Annotated in this window: 9 protein-coding genes and 1 tRNA gene; 4 read left to right on the plus strand and 6 right to left on the minus strand. The window is 67.5% G+C overall.

Translation table 11 applies throughout. The annotated features are described in order from the left end of the window. Positions 1–227: 227 nt before the first annotated feature. The 5 genes from IP91_RS06300 to IP91_RS06320 form a co-directional block, all read right to left on the minus strand. Positions 228–317: transfer RNA gene (locus IP91_RS06300), tRNA-Ser, on the minus strand. A gap of 126 nt (positions 318–443) precedes the next feature. Continuing rightward, positions 444–2,483 carry a putative bifunctional diguanylate cyclase/phosphodiesterase gene (locus IP91_RS06305; RefSeq protein ID WP_145647857.1) on the minus strand — a complete coding sequence of 680 codons (2,040 nt, stop codon included), beginning with the start codon at positions 2,481–2,483 and terminating at the stop codon, positions 444–446. Next, positions 2,483–3,652, minus strand: coding sequence for an HDOD domain-containing protein (locus IP91_RS06310; protein WP_145647858.1), 1,170 nt, complete (start codon positions 3,650–3,652; stop codon positions 2,483–2,485). Before IP91_RS06310 ends, IP91_RS06305 begins: the two co-directional genes overlap by 1 nt. A gap of 228 nt (positions 3,653–3,880) precedes the next feature. Further along, positions 3,881–4,516: a response regulator gene (locus IP91_RS06315; protein WP_229473928.1), complete on the minus strand. Its 636-nt coding sequence runs from the start codon at positions 4,514–4,516 to the stop codon at positions 3,881–3,883. A 1-nt stretch (position 4,517) separates the two neighbouring features. Next, positions 4,518–5,885 (minus strand): cache domain-containing protein, encoded by a 1,368-nt coding sequence (locus IP91_RS06320; RefSeq protein ID WP_145647860.1) that lies wholly within the window; start codon positions 5,883–5,885, stop codon positions 4,518–4,520. Between the two features lie 181 nt (positions 5,886–6,066). Here IP91_RS06320 and IP91_RS06325 point away from each other — a divergent pair, with 181 nt between their 5' ends. From IP91_RS06325 to IP91_RS06340, 4 genes are all read left to right on the plus strand, one after another. Beyond that, a complete protein-coding gene (locus IP91_RS06325) occupies positions 6,067–8,124 on the plus strand; it encodes a carbon starvation CstA family protein (RefSeq protein WP_145647861.1) in 2,058 nt (685 codons plus the stop codon). Between the two features lie 11 nt (positions 8,125–8,135). Further along, positions 8,136–8,336 carry a YbdD/YjiX family protein gene (locus IP91_RS06330; protein WP_145647862.1) on the plus strand — a complete coding sequence of 67 codons (201 nt, stop codon included), beginning with the start codon at positions 8,136–8,138 and terminating at the stop codon, positions 8,334–8,336. 243 nt (positions 8,337–8,579) lie between these two features. Beyond that, the gene (locus IP91_RS06335) at positions 8,580–11,582 is read left to right on the plus strand and encodes a response regulator (RefSeq protein ID WP_145647863.1); all 3,003 of its coding nucleotides are present in this window, start codon (positions 8,580–8,582) and stop codon (positions 11,580–11,582) included. A 2-nt stretch (positions 11,583–11,584) separates the two neighbouring features. Continuing rightward, the gene (locus IP91_RS06340; protein WP_145647864.1) at positions 11,585–13,726 is read left to right on the plus strand and encodes a putative bifunctional diguanylate cyclase/phosphodiesterase; all 2,142 of its coding nucleotides are present in this window, start codon (positions 11,585–11,587) and stop codon (positions 13,724–13,726) included. 42 nt (positions 13,727–13,768) lie between these two features. Here the strand turns inward: IP91_RS06340 and recR are convergent, their stop codons facing one another. Further along, on the minus strand, positions 13,769–14,359 hold the full coding sequence (gene recR / locus IP91_RS06345; protein WP_145647865.1) for a recombination mediator RecR: 591 nt from the start codon (positions 14,357–14,359) through the stop codon (positions 13,769–13,771). Between the last annotated feature and the right edge of the window lie 11 nt (positions 14,360–14,370).

Genomic DNA, 14,370 nt, shown 5'->3' on the forward strand with positions numbered 1-14,370 from the left:
GCATTCATGACGCAGGAAGAAATTGGAATTTCAGATGATCAATAAATACCATCAATCGCGAGAAACCATTATTCGCCGATGACAATACCTCGTCCTTATTCTTTTTAGAAAGGAACTCAGCAATTCGATGGGTTTCAGGGGTTATGGCAATGCCTGCCAGGGAAGATACGCCGTCGCCAGGGACGAAAAAAAGCCCCGGAATGCCTGGGGCTCTTTTTAAGCATGCTTGGCGGAAGCGGTGAGATTCGAACTCACGAACGGTTTAACCCGTCGGCAGTTTTCAAGACTGCTGCCTTCAACCACTCGGCCACGCTTCCTGTCTGTGCGCGAAGGGCGATGCCTTCGGGTGCCCGCATTATACAGAAATCATTGCTCGCCGCCAGAGCGGCACGCCGCCAGGCTGATGTGCCGCCCGGAACGCACTGCCACGCGGCGGGCGCAGACTACTGCGCCCAGCTCCGTTCGCGCAGCGCCCGCTCGAACTCCTCGGCCGGCAGCGGCTTCGAGAACAGGTAGCCCTGCACCTCGTCGCAGCCGGAGCGCTGCAGGAAGCCCAGCTGCTCGGGCGTCTCCACGCCTTCCGCGATTACCTTGTGCTTGAGCTGCTGGGCGATGCTGATGATGGTGCTGGCGATCGCACAGTCGTTGGCATCGTTCGGGATGCCGGTGGTGAACGAGCGGTCGATCTTCAGCGTGTCGATCGGGAAGCGCTTCAGGTAGGACAGGCTGGAGTAGCCGGTGCCGAAATCGTCCAGCGACAGCGTCACGCCCTGCGCCGTGATGCGGTCCATGATGCCGATCACGCGGTCGATATTGTGCATCAGCGTGCTCTCGGTGATCTCCAGTTCCAGCCAGGCCGGCTCCAGGCCGTAGCGCTGCAGCGTGTCCGCCACGCGGGCGGGCAGCGCGGGCGTGAACTCGCGCGCCGACACGTTTACCGCCACGCGGATCGGCTGCACGCCGGCCAGCTTCCACGCCTGCGCCTGCGCGCACGCCGCTTCCAGTACCCATTCGCCCAGCTGCACCACGAGGCCCGTCGCTTCGGCCAGCGGAATGAATTCGGCGGGCGGGATCAGGCCGCGCTGCGGATGCGTCCAGCGCACCAGCGCCTCGGCGCCGATCAGCCGGCCGTCGGCGATGGCGAACTTCGGCTGGTAGTGCAGCGTCAGCTGGCCGTTGCCGAGCGCCTGGCGCAGGCCCGATTCGATGCGCATGCGTTCCTGCATGCCCTGGTTCATGTCCTCGCTGTAGAACTCGACCCCGTCGGCCTCCACGCCCTGCTTGGCGCGGTACATCGCGATGTCGGCGCGGCGCAGCAGCGTTTCGGCATCGGCGCCATCCTGCGGATAGACGCTCACGCCGATGGCGGCGCCCACGCGCAGGTCGTTGCCGTCGATGAGGAACGGTTCGTCCAGCGCGGCCAGCAGCTTCTGCGCGACCATGCTCGCTTCGTAGTGCTGCGTCAGCTCGAACAGGCCGACGGCGAATTCGTCGCCGCCCAGGCGCGCCACCACATCCTGCTCGCGCAGCACGTCGCGGAAGCGCCGGGCCACTTCGCGCAGCAGCTGGTCGCCGGCCGGGCGGCCCAGCGTGTCGTTGATGACCTTGAAGCGGTTCAGGTCGATGAACAGCACGCAGCCCTGCAGCCGGCTGCGCTGCGAGACGGACAGCGCCTGGTCCACCAGCTTGGTCAGCAGCGTGCGGTTCGGCAGGTTGGTCAGCGCGTCGTAATAGGCCAGGTGGTGGATGCGTTCCTCGGCCTCCTTGCGCTCCGTGATGTCGGTGAGGTAGGCGATCAGGCCCGTGGCGCGGCCATTCATGTCGCAGAGCGGCGAGAGGCTCAGGCTGGCCCAGAACACTTCGCCGGACTTCTTCTTGCGCCGCACTTCCATCAGGCGCCCGCCCCCTTCCATGAAATCGTCATGGAAGCCCGAGTCGTCGTCTTCGTACAGGAACAGGATGTTGCGGCCGATGGCTTCCACCGCCGCGTAGCCGAACAGGCGCTCGGCGCCCTTGTTCCAGCTGGTGATGAAGCCATGCTGGTCCATCGTCAGCACCGATTCGTGGATCTGGTCCAGCATCTGCGCCTGGTGCTGCATCTGCGCTTCCATCTGCACGTAGGCGTGCGTGGTGCGCTGGGCCACCGAGTGCACCTGCAGCACGCTGGCCGCCAGCCGCGCCAGGCTGGCCAGGTGCTGCCGCTCGACGGTGCTGTAGGACGGCCGGCCGGCCACCTCGAAGCGGCCGAAGCGGTGCTCGTCGAAGGCGATCTCCTGCACCAGCGCGTGGGGCGGCGCGGGATCCGCCGCCACCACGTCGGCCGGCACATAGCGGCCCCACGGGCTGCGCGTCAGCGCGGCGGCGATGCGGCCCAGCTCCGCCACCTGTGCCGGGCCGCGCAGGCGCAGCACCGCATCGGACAGCGCTGCGCTGCAGCCGATGACATCGGCAACGGAATACGCGGCGGCGGAGAGGTCCAGCATCATAGGTTCCGGTTGACCTGGATCGCCCAGCGCCAGCCCTGCAGGCGCGTGTCCCAGTACTGCTCGTTGGTCAGGCCCAGCGCGGCGATGCGCCCCGCGTCGGGGATGTTCGCCTCCACCACTGCCAGCAGCGCGCCGAACGGGCCGCTGCGGTCGAGCAGTGCGCCGGCCACTTCCGGATCCAGGTTCAGCGCCGCGACCACTTCCGCCATCGGCATGCCGAGCAGTTCGTCGAGCAGCGCGAACACGCCGACGACGAAGGCCATGTCCTGCCGGTCGCGGTCGCCGCCCTGCAGCGCGCACAGCGCTTCCATCTGCGCGGCGCGGATCGCGGCCAGTGGCAGCAGCGGATTGCCGGGACCATCCTGCTGCGAGCGCGCGTACAGCAGCAGCTGCAGCCAGCGCTGCAGCTGGCGGCGGCCCAGCATGTTGATGGCCTGCCCGAAGTTGTGGATCGGGTTCGCGTAGCCGAACTGCGCCGAGTTCACCAGCTTGAGCAGGTGGTAGGCCAGGGCCGGATCCTGCTTCAGGATCTGTTCGAGCTCGCGCGAATCGGCATCGCGCGCCAGGAGGCCCAGCAGCGACAGCAGGCGCCGGCGCGACGTGCTGTCGCCATTGTCCGCCCCCGGCTGGCGCGCGTGTTTCCCGCTGAACCACTGCATGCCGGCGGCGCGGCACAGGATCAGGCGCGCCGCATCGTCCACCTGGCGCGCCCAGTGCGGTCCCGGCAGGCCAAGCAGGGACAGCGCGGACGGCACGCCGACGGCGCAGGTCACGGCGCGCATGCCCGCTTCGGTGGCGTGCACGCCGGCCTCGCCGTCGACGAACAGGCGGTAGCCCTCCTCCGCCAGCGCGGCGCAGTGCTTGCGGACGGCGGCATCGTCCAGCGCGGCGGCGGGCACGCGGAACATCACGCGGCGCGCCGGCAGCACGGCGTGCTGGGCGGGTACGAAACGCAGCGGTTCATGCAGCGGCAGGATGCAGTCGAGGGGGGCCAGCGCGTCCAGCGTGCCGGGATGGGCGAACAGCGCCAGCAGGGCCGCGTGAGCATCCTGCGCCGGATGGGCGTGGAAGGCCACGGCCACCCAGTCGTGCAGGGCGTTCGTGACAGCCTCCAGCCCCGCCAGCGGGAACGTGGTCGACTCATCGGCAGGCAGCGTTTCGGACATCGGCTTCTCGGTGCGGCAGTTACTGTGCAACCGGCCAGCTGACCCGGCCGGATTGCATTGGAAAAATTTCAATTTTGCAAAAAACGTCGGTGGACTATATCAGAAATTGCCCTGCGAACATGACTCGCGCCCTGCAGGGCGTGCCTGCACGAACATAAGTTGTTCACTCAAAACAACAGTCAGCCGTGCGCTTGCACGCGGCCGCCGGATATGCCTGCGGCCGTCCCGCTAGGCGCCGCGCGCCTGCTGGACGGCGAACTTGATCAGCTCCGCCTGCCCCTCGATGCGCAGTTTGCGCTTGATGTTGAGGCGGTGGGTTTCCACCGTGCGCACCGACAGGTCCAGCGCGCGGGCGATCTGCTTGTTCGATTCGCCGTTGGCGATGTGGTCGAGCACTTCCTTTTCGCGCGCCGTCAGCTCTTCCTGCGTGGTGCCGGCCGGCGCCGGGACCGACTGCTGCACCAGCTGCCGCGCCAGCGCGGCGCTGTAGTAGATCCCGCCGGACATCACGGTCTCGATGGCCACCACGATGTCCTTGCCCGGCGCATCCTTCAGCACATAGCCGCGCGCGCCCGCGCCGATCGCCTGGGCCACGTATTCCTGCTTGTCGTGCATCGACAGGATCAGCACCGCGATGGCGGGGAACTGCGCGTGGAAGGCGGCCGTCGCCTCGATGCCGTTCCCGCCGCGCATGTTGATGTCCATGAGGACGAGGTCCGGCGCCTGCGCGCGGGCCGCCTCGAGCGCCTCGGCCGCGCTGCCCGCTTCCGCCACCACCGCGAATGCCGGCACCGCTTCCAGGCGCGCGCGCAGGCCATCGCGAACCAGGGGATGATCGTCCACCAGCAGGATCCTCACCGTCATCTCAGCTCCGTGCCGTCTGGTTGACATGCGCGCGCACGACGGTGCCCGATGGCGAGGACACGAGTTCGAAGCGCCCGCCGATCGCCTCCATCCGCTCCATCATGTTGCGCAGGCCGATGCCGCGCTGCGGGTGCTGCGAGATGCCGGCCGCGTCGAAGCCCACGCCGTCGTCGCTCACGGTCAGCGTCACGCCCTGCGCCGTTTCGGCCAGCGCCATGGTCACGCCGCGCGCCCGGGCATGCCGGCCGATATTGGTCAGCGCTTCCTGGGCGATGCGGAACAGCACCGTGTTGGCCGTCTCCGGCAGGCGGTCGGTGCAGCCGCTGGCCGTGAAGCGCACCGGCGTGCCGCCATGCTGCTCGAATTCCTGCGCCAGGTGGGCCAGTGCGGCGGCCAGGCCGATATCGTCCAGCGCCGCGGGCCGCAGGTTGTGCGAGATGCGGCGCACTTCGCCCAGCACCTTGTTCAGCTGCCCGGCCGTGTGCTCGAACACGGCCAGTGCCTTGTCGTCGTCGCCGGCCGGCTGGCCACGCAGCCGTTCGATGCCCGCCTCGATCTGCAGCTTGATCGACACGAGCCACTGGCTGATCCCGTCATGCAGGTCGCGCGACAGGCGCGCCCGCTCCTCTTCCTGCGACTCGACCACGCGCTGCGCCAGCACCTTCAGCTTGGCGTCCGCCACGCGCGATTCGGAAACGTTCAGCGCCAGCCCGGAAACGGCGATGCCCAGCGCGCCCAGGACGGCGATGGCGGCGATCCACAGCATCGTGCTGCGGATGTTCTCGCGCTGGCGCGCGTCGATCTCGGCCAGCGCGCCTTCCACGTCGTCGAGGTAGATCCCGGTGCCCATCATCCAGCCCCACCGCTCCAGCGGGATCACGTAGCCCAGCTTGGCCACCTGCCGGTGCGTGGAGGGCTTGATCCAGCGGTAGCGTTCCAGGCCGCCGCCCTCGCTGGCGCGCGCCAGCAGGTTCTGGATGGTGGGCCGGCCGCCGCTGTCGCGCAGGTCGTACAGGTTGTGGCCCACCAGTTCCGGCTGGCGCGGGTGCATCAGGTTCACGCCCTGCATGTCGTAGACGAAGAAGTAGCCATCGTCGCCGAAGCTGAGCGACTGCAGGATGCGCTTGGCCTCGTCGAGCGTGGCGGGATCGGTGCGGCCGGATTCGTACAGGTGCGACACCGACTGCGAGGCCAGCGCCACGTAGTGCTTCAGCTCCGCCTCCTTGCTGGCCAGGTAGGCCCCCTCGATGGACGCCTTCTGCTGCCGCGCCAGCGCCGCGGACTGCTGCCACACCGCCAGCGCAATGGCGCACAGGGCGAGGATCAGCGGCGTGATCGCGAGGAAGAAGACTTTCTGGCGCAGTTTCATGGCGCGATTGTACGTCCCCCGCCGCCAGTCACTACTACGTAGTACTACGCAACGGTCCTGCGTAGAATTGCGCTTGCGGGAGATATACAACTCATGAATACTTGGCATAAGCTGCGCGGAATGAAAATAAGACATCGATCCCGTCTTCATTGCACGACGCGGCACCCACATTGGAGGAAACATGAACCCCGTTTTGAAGAAACTCGGCTGGGCGGCGCTTGCGCTGCTCGGCGCCGGCGCATTGGGCGTCATCGCGCTGAAGCGTGGCGAACCGATCAGTGCCATCTGGATCGTCATCGCCGCGGTCTGCGTGTACCTGATCGCCTACCGTTTCTACAGCCTGTATATCGCCGAGAAGGTGATGGGGCTGGACGCGCGCCGCATGACGCCGGCCTACCGCCACAACGACGGCCTCGATTACGTCCCCACCAACAAGAACGTGCTGTTCGGGCACCACTTCGCCGCGATCGCCGGTGCCGGCCCGCTGGTCGGCCCCGTGCTGGCCGCGCAGATGGGCTACCTGCCCGGCATGCTGTGGATCCTGGCCGGCGTGGTGTTTGCCGGCGCCGTGCAGGATTTCTTCGTGCTGTTCATCTCGATGCGCCGCGACGGCCGCTCGCTGGGTGACCTGATCCGCTCCGAACTGGGCACGGTGCCCGGCAATATCGCGCTGCTGGGCACCTTCATGATCATGGTGATCATCCTGGCCGTGCTGGCGTTGATCGTCGTGAAGGCGCTCACCGGTTCGCCGTGGGGTTCGTTCACCGTGATGGCCACGATTCCCATCGCGCTGTTCATGGGCGTGTACTCGCGCTTCATCCGCGTGGGCCGCATCGGCGAAGTCTCCATCATCGGCTTCGTGCTGCTGATGCTGGCCATCTTCGGCGGCCAGTACGTGCAGGAACACGAGGCGCTGGCGCCGCTGTTCATGTTCACCGGCACCGAGCTGACCTGGATGCTGGTCGGCTACGGCTTCATCGCCTCCGTGCTGCCCGTGTGGCTGCTGCTGGCACCGCGCGACTACCTGTCGACCTTCCTGAAGATCGGCACCATCGTCGCCCTCGCGCTGGGCATCGTGTTCGTGGCACCGATGCTGCAGATGCCGGCACTGACCAAGTTCATCGACGGTTCGGGCCCGGTCTGGTCCGGCAACCTGTTCCCGTTCCTGTTCATCACCATCGCCTGCGGCGCCGTCTCCGGCTTCCATGCGCTGATCGCCTCCGGCACCACGCCGAAGATGATCGAGAGCGAAACCCATGCGCGCTTCATCGGCTACGGCGCCATGCTGATGGAATCGTTCGTGGCGATCATGGCGCTGGTGGCCGCGTCGACCATCGAGCCGGGCATCTACTTCGCCATGAACAGCCCGGCCGCGCTGATCGGCACCACCGCCGAATCGGCCGCCGCCGCGATCTCGCAGTGGGGCTTCTACGTCACGCCGGAGATGCTGACCCAGACCGCCAAGGACGTGGGCGAGCACACCATCATCTCGCGCGCCGGCGGCGCACCGACGCTGGCCGTCGGCATGGCGCACATCCTGTCCAACGCCATCGGCGGCAAGGCCATGATGGCGTTCTGGTACCACTTCGCCATCCTGTTCGAGGCGCTGTTCATCCTGACTGCCGTGGATGCCGGCACGCGCGCCGGCCGCTTCATGCTGCAGGACCTGCTGGGCACCTTCGCGCCGGCCCTGAAGCAGACGGAGAACGTGTTCGCCAGCCTGCTGGCCACCGGCCTGTGCGTGGCCGCCTGGGGCTACTTCCTGTACCAGGGCGTGGTCGACCCGCTGGGCGGCATCAACACGCTGTGGCCGCTGTTCGGCATCGCCAACCAGATGCTGGCCGGGATCGCGCTGATCCTCGCGACCGTGGTGCTGTTCAAGATGAAGCGCGGCCGCTTCGCCTGGGTGACGATCGTGCCGACCATCTGGCTGCTGATGTGCACCCTGTACGCGGGCTGGCTGAAGGTGTTCGACGCGAACCCGAAAGTGGGCTTCCTGGCGCATGCCGACAAGTATTCGACGGCGCTGGCCAAGGGCGATGTACTGGCGCCGGCCAAGTCGGTCGAGCAGATGCAGCAGGTGATCTTCAACGACTACCTGGATGCGGGCCTGGCGGCATTCTTCATGGTCGTGGTGCTGGCCGTGCTGGTGTACGGCGTGCGGGCCGCGCTGCGGGCCCACGCGGCCGCCGCGCCCACGCACAAGGAAACGCCCGCCCAGCTGATGCCGGCGCAGTAGGGATCCGCGTCATGTTCGACGAAATCGTCAAGGCCGGGCGCTATCTCGGCCAGAGCATGCGCCTGATGTGCGGCCTGCCGGAGTACGACACCTATGTGTCGCACTGCCAGGCCACGCATCCGGACCAGCCGGTGATGAGCTACGAGGAGTTCTTCAAGGAGCGCCAGGAAGCCCGCTACGGCGGCGCCGGCAAGCGCGGCGGGTGCTGCTGAGGGCCCTCGCCGCCACGCATGAAACGGCCCGGACGTGGAAGCGTCCGGGCCGTTTTGTCTTGGACGGGAGGGTCGTGCCGCTTGCGTCCTGCACGCTGTAGCGCGCCGCACCACGTTGATTTTTCGGCTTAACTTTACAACAGGAAAGTAGATAAAAATCAAACCGTCGGATTTTTGAACGGCTAAAGTTTGCCGGATGGAATCATGCGCGACGCATGAATGACTCATCTACCGGCGGCGGACATGTTTAATTTCGAACGGTCGGGCCTCAGCAGGAAACTGACCATCATCTCCGTGCTGTCCACCGGCAGCGCCCTGCTGCTGGTGTTTGCCGCGATCGCCCTGACCTCCCTCCTGGCCCACACGGACAACCAGTCCCGGCAGGTCACGTCGCTGGCGGACGTCATCGGCGTCAACAGCGTGGCACCGCTGCTGTTCGTCGACCGCGTGACGGCCGAGCAGGCGCTGGCCGCCCTCGCTGTACAGGACGACATCACGCAGGCCGCCCTGTACGACCGCAACGGCAAGCCGTTCGCCACCTTCCCCGCCGGCGGCCCCGATCCCGTGCCGGCCCTCACGCCCGAACAGCTGAAAGACCTGGCCGCGGCCCGGGCGGATGCCGGTCCGCCACCGGTCCCCACGTTTGCCCGCTCGATGCGCGTGCTGCGCCCGGTGCGCGCGGCGAACCACCTGGTCGGCGCCGTGCTGATCGAGGCCAGCCTGGGGCCGATGTGGCTGGGCATCCTGAAAAGCCTGGGCATCACCACGGCGGCCACCGGCGTGTCGTTCATCGTCGCGCTGGTGCTGGCGGGCCGCTTCAAGGGCAGCATCGCCCATCCCATCGAGGAGCTGATCGCCGCGGCGCAGCGCGTGTCGACCAGCCAGACCTACGCCCAGGTGCAGCACCAGCGCAGCGACGAACTGGGCACGCTGATCGACAGCTTCAACGACATGCTGGCGCAGATCGAGAGCCGCGACACCAAGCTGGCGCAGTCGCGCGACCAGCTGGAACGCCAGGTGGGCGTGCGCACCGAGCAGCTGGAGAAGGCCAAGAACGCGGCCGAATCGGCCAGCCAGGCCAAGAGCGCTTTTCTGGCCAACATGAGCCACGAGATCCGCACACCGATGAACGGTGTCCTCGGCATGACGGAGCTGCTGCTGGCCACCGACCTCACCGAGCAGCAGCGCCACTACACCACGATGGTCAAGCGCTCCGGCGAGCACCTGCTGGTGATCATCAACGACATCCTCGATTTCTCGAAGGTCGAGGCGGGCAAGCTGACGGTCGAATACATCCACTTCAATTTCCGCGAACTGCTCGACGACATCGACTACGTGTTCTCGCCGCAGGCCCATGCCAAGGGGCTGGAGCTGGAGTTCGCCATTGCCCACGATATCCCGGTGGCGGTCGTCGGCGATCCGAACCGGCTGCGCCAGGTGATCGTCAACCTGATGGGCAATGCCATCAAGTTCACCGACACGGGCCGCATCATGGTCAGGGTGACGGTGGTGGACGAAGATGCCCAGTCGGTCGGCCTGCGCATGGAAGTGCACGATACCGGCGTGGGCGTGTCGCGCGATGCCAGGGCCCGCATCTTCGACTCGTTCTCGCAGGCCGACGGCTCCACCACCCGCAAGCACGGCGGCACGGGGCTGGGCCTGGCCATCTCGAAGCAGCTGGTGGAACTGATGGGCGGCACGATCGGCGTGGACAATGCACTCACGCATGGCTCCATCTTCTGGTTCACGGTGCGCTTCGACAAGCGGCGCGTGGATGCCGACGAGGCCTCGTTCAACCAGAAGACCACGAAGGGACTGCGCGCGCTGATCGTCGATCCCCACGCGGACAGCTGCGCCACGCTGGCGGCGCTGCTGGGCCGCTGGCACCTGAAATGCGACAGCGCCGCCACGGCGGACGAAGGCCTGCGGCTGCTGCGGGCGGCGATCGCGTGCGGCCAGCCGTACGACGTGGCGCTGCTGGACATGGAGCTGCCGCAGATCAGCGGCCTGGCCCTGGCCGCCGAGATCAAGAGCGACCCGGCGCTGGCGGCCGTGCGGCTGCTGCTGCTGTCCACCGAGCGCAATGCGGCCGACACCGTGCAGCGGCGCGAGGCGGGCGTGGCCTTCCAGCTGATCAAGCCGGCGCGCGAGAGCGATGTGTACGAGTGCATCGTCACCCAGCTGCGCGCCAGCGAGGGCGTGCGGACCGCATCGTCGTCCCGCCCGGCGGCGCATTCCCCTCATTACACACACGTGCCGCCGCCGCAGGCCGCGCGCACGCCGCCCTCGTACCAGTCGTCGCAGGCATCGCTCGTGACGGCGCCGCGCGCTGCCGCACGCAAGCGCCACAAGGTGCACAAGGTGCTGCTGGCCGAGGACAATCCCGTCAACGTGGAAGTGGCGTCGGCCATGCTGGAGAGCCTGGGCCTGGACGTGGCGCGCGCCTGCAATGGCGAAGAGGCGCTGGCGGCGGCGATGGCGTCCGATTTCGACGTGGTGCTGATGGACTGCCAGATGCCGGTGATGGACGGCATGGCAGCCACTGCCGAGATCCGCCGCCACGAGCAGCAGCAGGGCCGCGCGCGCCAGCTGCCCATCATCGCCATCACGGCCAATGCGCTGCAGGGCGACCGCGAAACCTGCCTGGCAGCCGGCATGGACGACTACCTGTCGAAGCCGTTCACGCAGCAGTCGCTGTCCGAGACGCTGGGGCGCTGGATCGCGCTGCCGCGCGCGGCCACCGTGCACCATGGCGATGCGCCGGCGCGCAGGCCGGCGCCGCGGCCCGGTACTGCTACTGCTGCTACTGCTACTGCTAGTGCTACTGCTGCTGCGCCTGCGCTTGCCACCGCTCCCGAGCCGGCCGCTGCCCCCGAGGCCGGGGACACGGATGGCACGGTCAACCGCGCCGCCCTCGAGGCGATCCGCGCGCTCAGTGCCGACAGGGGCGAGGCCCTGCTGCAGCGCGTGATCAGTGCCTTCGTGGACGACACGCCGAACCACCTGAACTCGCTGCGCGATGCGATCGCCGCCAGCAATACCGTCACCATCCGCAAGGCTGCGCACAGCCTGAAGTCGTCCAGCGCCAATGTCGGTGCGCAGACGCTGGCCCGGCTGTGCAGGGACATGGAGCAGCTGGGCCGCAACGATACCACCGGCGGTGCCGCCGTGCTGCTCACCACGATGGAGCGCGAGTTCCATGCGGTGAAGGGCACGCTGTCCGCCCTGTCCGTCAAGGAGACCTAGTCATGGCAGCGCTCCCCTCCCCTCAACGCGGTACCGTGCTGGTGGCGGACGACGATCCCGTCATGCGCCTGCTGATGCTGGAAATGCTGGCCCAGGTCGGGCTGGACGCGGTGGAAGCGGCCGACGGCGAGCAGGCCGTGGCGGCCTTCGACCGCATCGCGCCGGACCTGGTGCTGCTGGACGTGGAAATGCCGCACATGGACGGTTTCGCCGTCTGCCGCGCGCTGCGCGCCCGCGAGCAGGAGCGCGCGCGGGACCGCCAGCGCCGCCACGAACGGGTGCACGCCACGCCGGTCATCATGGTCACCGGCGGCGACGACCTGGAAGCCGTCACGCAAGCCTACGAGGCCGGCGCCACCGACTTCGTGTCCAAGCCGATCAACTGGCCGATCCTCGGCCACCGCGTGCTATACGTGCTGCGCGCCAGCGACGCGATCGCCCGGCTGCGCATCGCGGATGCGCACAACCGCGCCGTGCTGGCGGCGATCCCGGACACCTTCTTCCGCATGAGCCACGAAGGCGTCTATCTCGACTACGAGCAGGGCCACGATCCGGGCGCCGCCTTCACGGTGGACCACTGCGTGGGCCGGCACGTGCGCGAAGTGCTGCCGCCGCCGATCGCCGAACGCCTGCTGCAGCAGCTGCACAGCGTGCTGGAGACGGGCTCGATCCGCTCCGTCGAGTACGAACTGGCGCGCGACGACGTCACCCACCATTTCGAGGCGCGCCTGGTCAGCACGGGCGCCGGCGAGGTGCTGGGGCTGGTGCGCGACATCAGCGAACGCAAACGCACGGAGGAACAGATCCGGCGGCTGGCCTACTGCGACAGCCTGACGGGCATCCCGAACCGGCAGGCGTTCCTGGAAATGCTGGAGCGCGAACTGGTACGCTCGCGCCAGCACGGCCGCAAGTTCGCCATCCTGTTCATGGACCTGGATTCGTTCAAGCGCATCAACGACACGCTGGGCCACGACGTGGGCGACCTGCTGCTCAAGGTCGTGTCGGAGCGGCTGCACGACACGGTGCGCCCCGGGGACGTGGTGTCGCATGGCGTGGAACGGCGCGGCAACAACCTGGCGCGCCTCGGTGGCGACGAGTTCACAATCCTGATCCCCGACCTGGACCGCGTGGAAGATGCGCTGAACGTGGCGCACCGCGTGAAAGATTCGATGCGGCGGCCGTTCCACCTGGACGGGCACGAGATCTTCGTCACGGCCAGCATCGGCATCTCGCTGTATCCGGAGGATGGCGATGATTCGACGTCGCTGCTCAAGTACGCCGACACGGCGATGTACCACGCCAAGAACTGCGGCAAGAACAACGCCCAGCTGTACAGCTCCGCGCTGACGACGCAGATCATGAGCCACGTGAAGCTGGAAGTGGGCCTGCGCCGCGCCCTGCAGAACAACGAGCTGTATCTGCAGTACCAGCCGCAGGTGGACGTGCGCAGCGCGCGGCTGGTGGGCGTGGAGGCGCTGGTGCGCTGGCGGCATCCGGAGCACGGCATCATCCCGCCCAACGACTTCATTCCGCTGGCCGAGGAGACGGGATTGATCGTGCCGATCGGCGCCTGGGTGCTGCGCACCGCCTGTTCGCAGGCGCGCGCATGGCACCGGCAGAGCGGCCGCGCGGTGCGGGTGGCGGTGAACCTGTCGGCGCGCCAGTTCAAGGACGAGAACCTGGCGCAGACGGTGCTCTCCGCGCTGCACGACACGGGCCTGGAACCGCGGCTGCTGGAACTGGAACTGACCGAAGGCACGCTGATGGACGATGCGCGCGCCACGCTGGCCACGCTGGAGCAGCTGCGCGCGATCGGCGTCTACCTGTCGATCGACGATTTCGGCACGGGCTACTCGTCAATGAACTACCTGAAGCGCTTCGATGTGCGTGCTTTAAAGATCGACAAGAGCTTCATCAGCGGCCTGCCGCAGGATTCCGAGAACGCCGCGATCACGCGCGCCATCATCGCCATGGCGCATGGCTTGAAACTGGCGGTGGTGGCGGAAGGCGTGGAGACCGACGAGCAGCTGACGCTGCTGGAGCAGTACGGGTGCGACATGGCGCAGGGCTACCTGCTGGGGCGGCCGACGACCGAGGAGGCCATCACGGCGATGCTGGCTGATTCAGCGCCGCTGGTGCGCTGACTTCGGGGACAGGCACCTGTCCCCCGGTTTATGTTTCTCTGCTTACGTACTGCGCCGGTCGAGCATCGCGCGGGCGATGGTGCCGGCGTCGACGTATTCCAGCTCGCCGCCCACCGGCACGCCGCGCGCGAGGCGGCTGACCTGCAGGCCGCGCGCCTTCAGCATCTCGCTGATGTAGTGCGCCGTTGCTTCGCCCTCGTTGGTGAAATTCGTGGCCAGCACGACTTCCGTGACGACGCCATCGGCGGCGCGGCCCAGTAGCTTTTCCAGGTGGATGTCCTTCGGGCCGATGCCGTCGAGCGGCGACAGGCGGCCCATCAGCACGAAGTACAGGCCCTTGTAGGTGAGCGTCTGCTCGATCATCACCTGGTCGGCCGGCGTTTCGACGACGCACAGCAGCGCGCGGTCGCGGGCGTCGTCCGAGCACATCTCGCACACTTCCGCTTCGGTGAAGGTGTTGCAGAGGGCGCAGTGATGGACCGATTCCACTGCCTGGTACAGCGCGCGCGACAGCATCGCGGCGCCTTCCCGGTCATGCTGCAGCAGGTGGAAGGCCATGCGCTGCGCGGACTTCGGGCCGACGCCCGGCAGCCGGCGCAGGGCCTCGGTGAGGAACTCCAGCTGCTTCGCCATCGCTTAAGCCG

Source organism: Pseudoduganella lurida, assembly GCF_007830455.1.
Taxonomy (GTDB): Bacteria; Pseudomonadota; Gammaproteobacteria; order Burkholderiales; family Burkholderiaceae_D; genus Rugamonas; species Rugamonas lurida.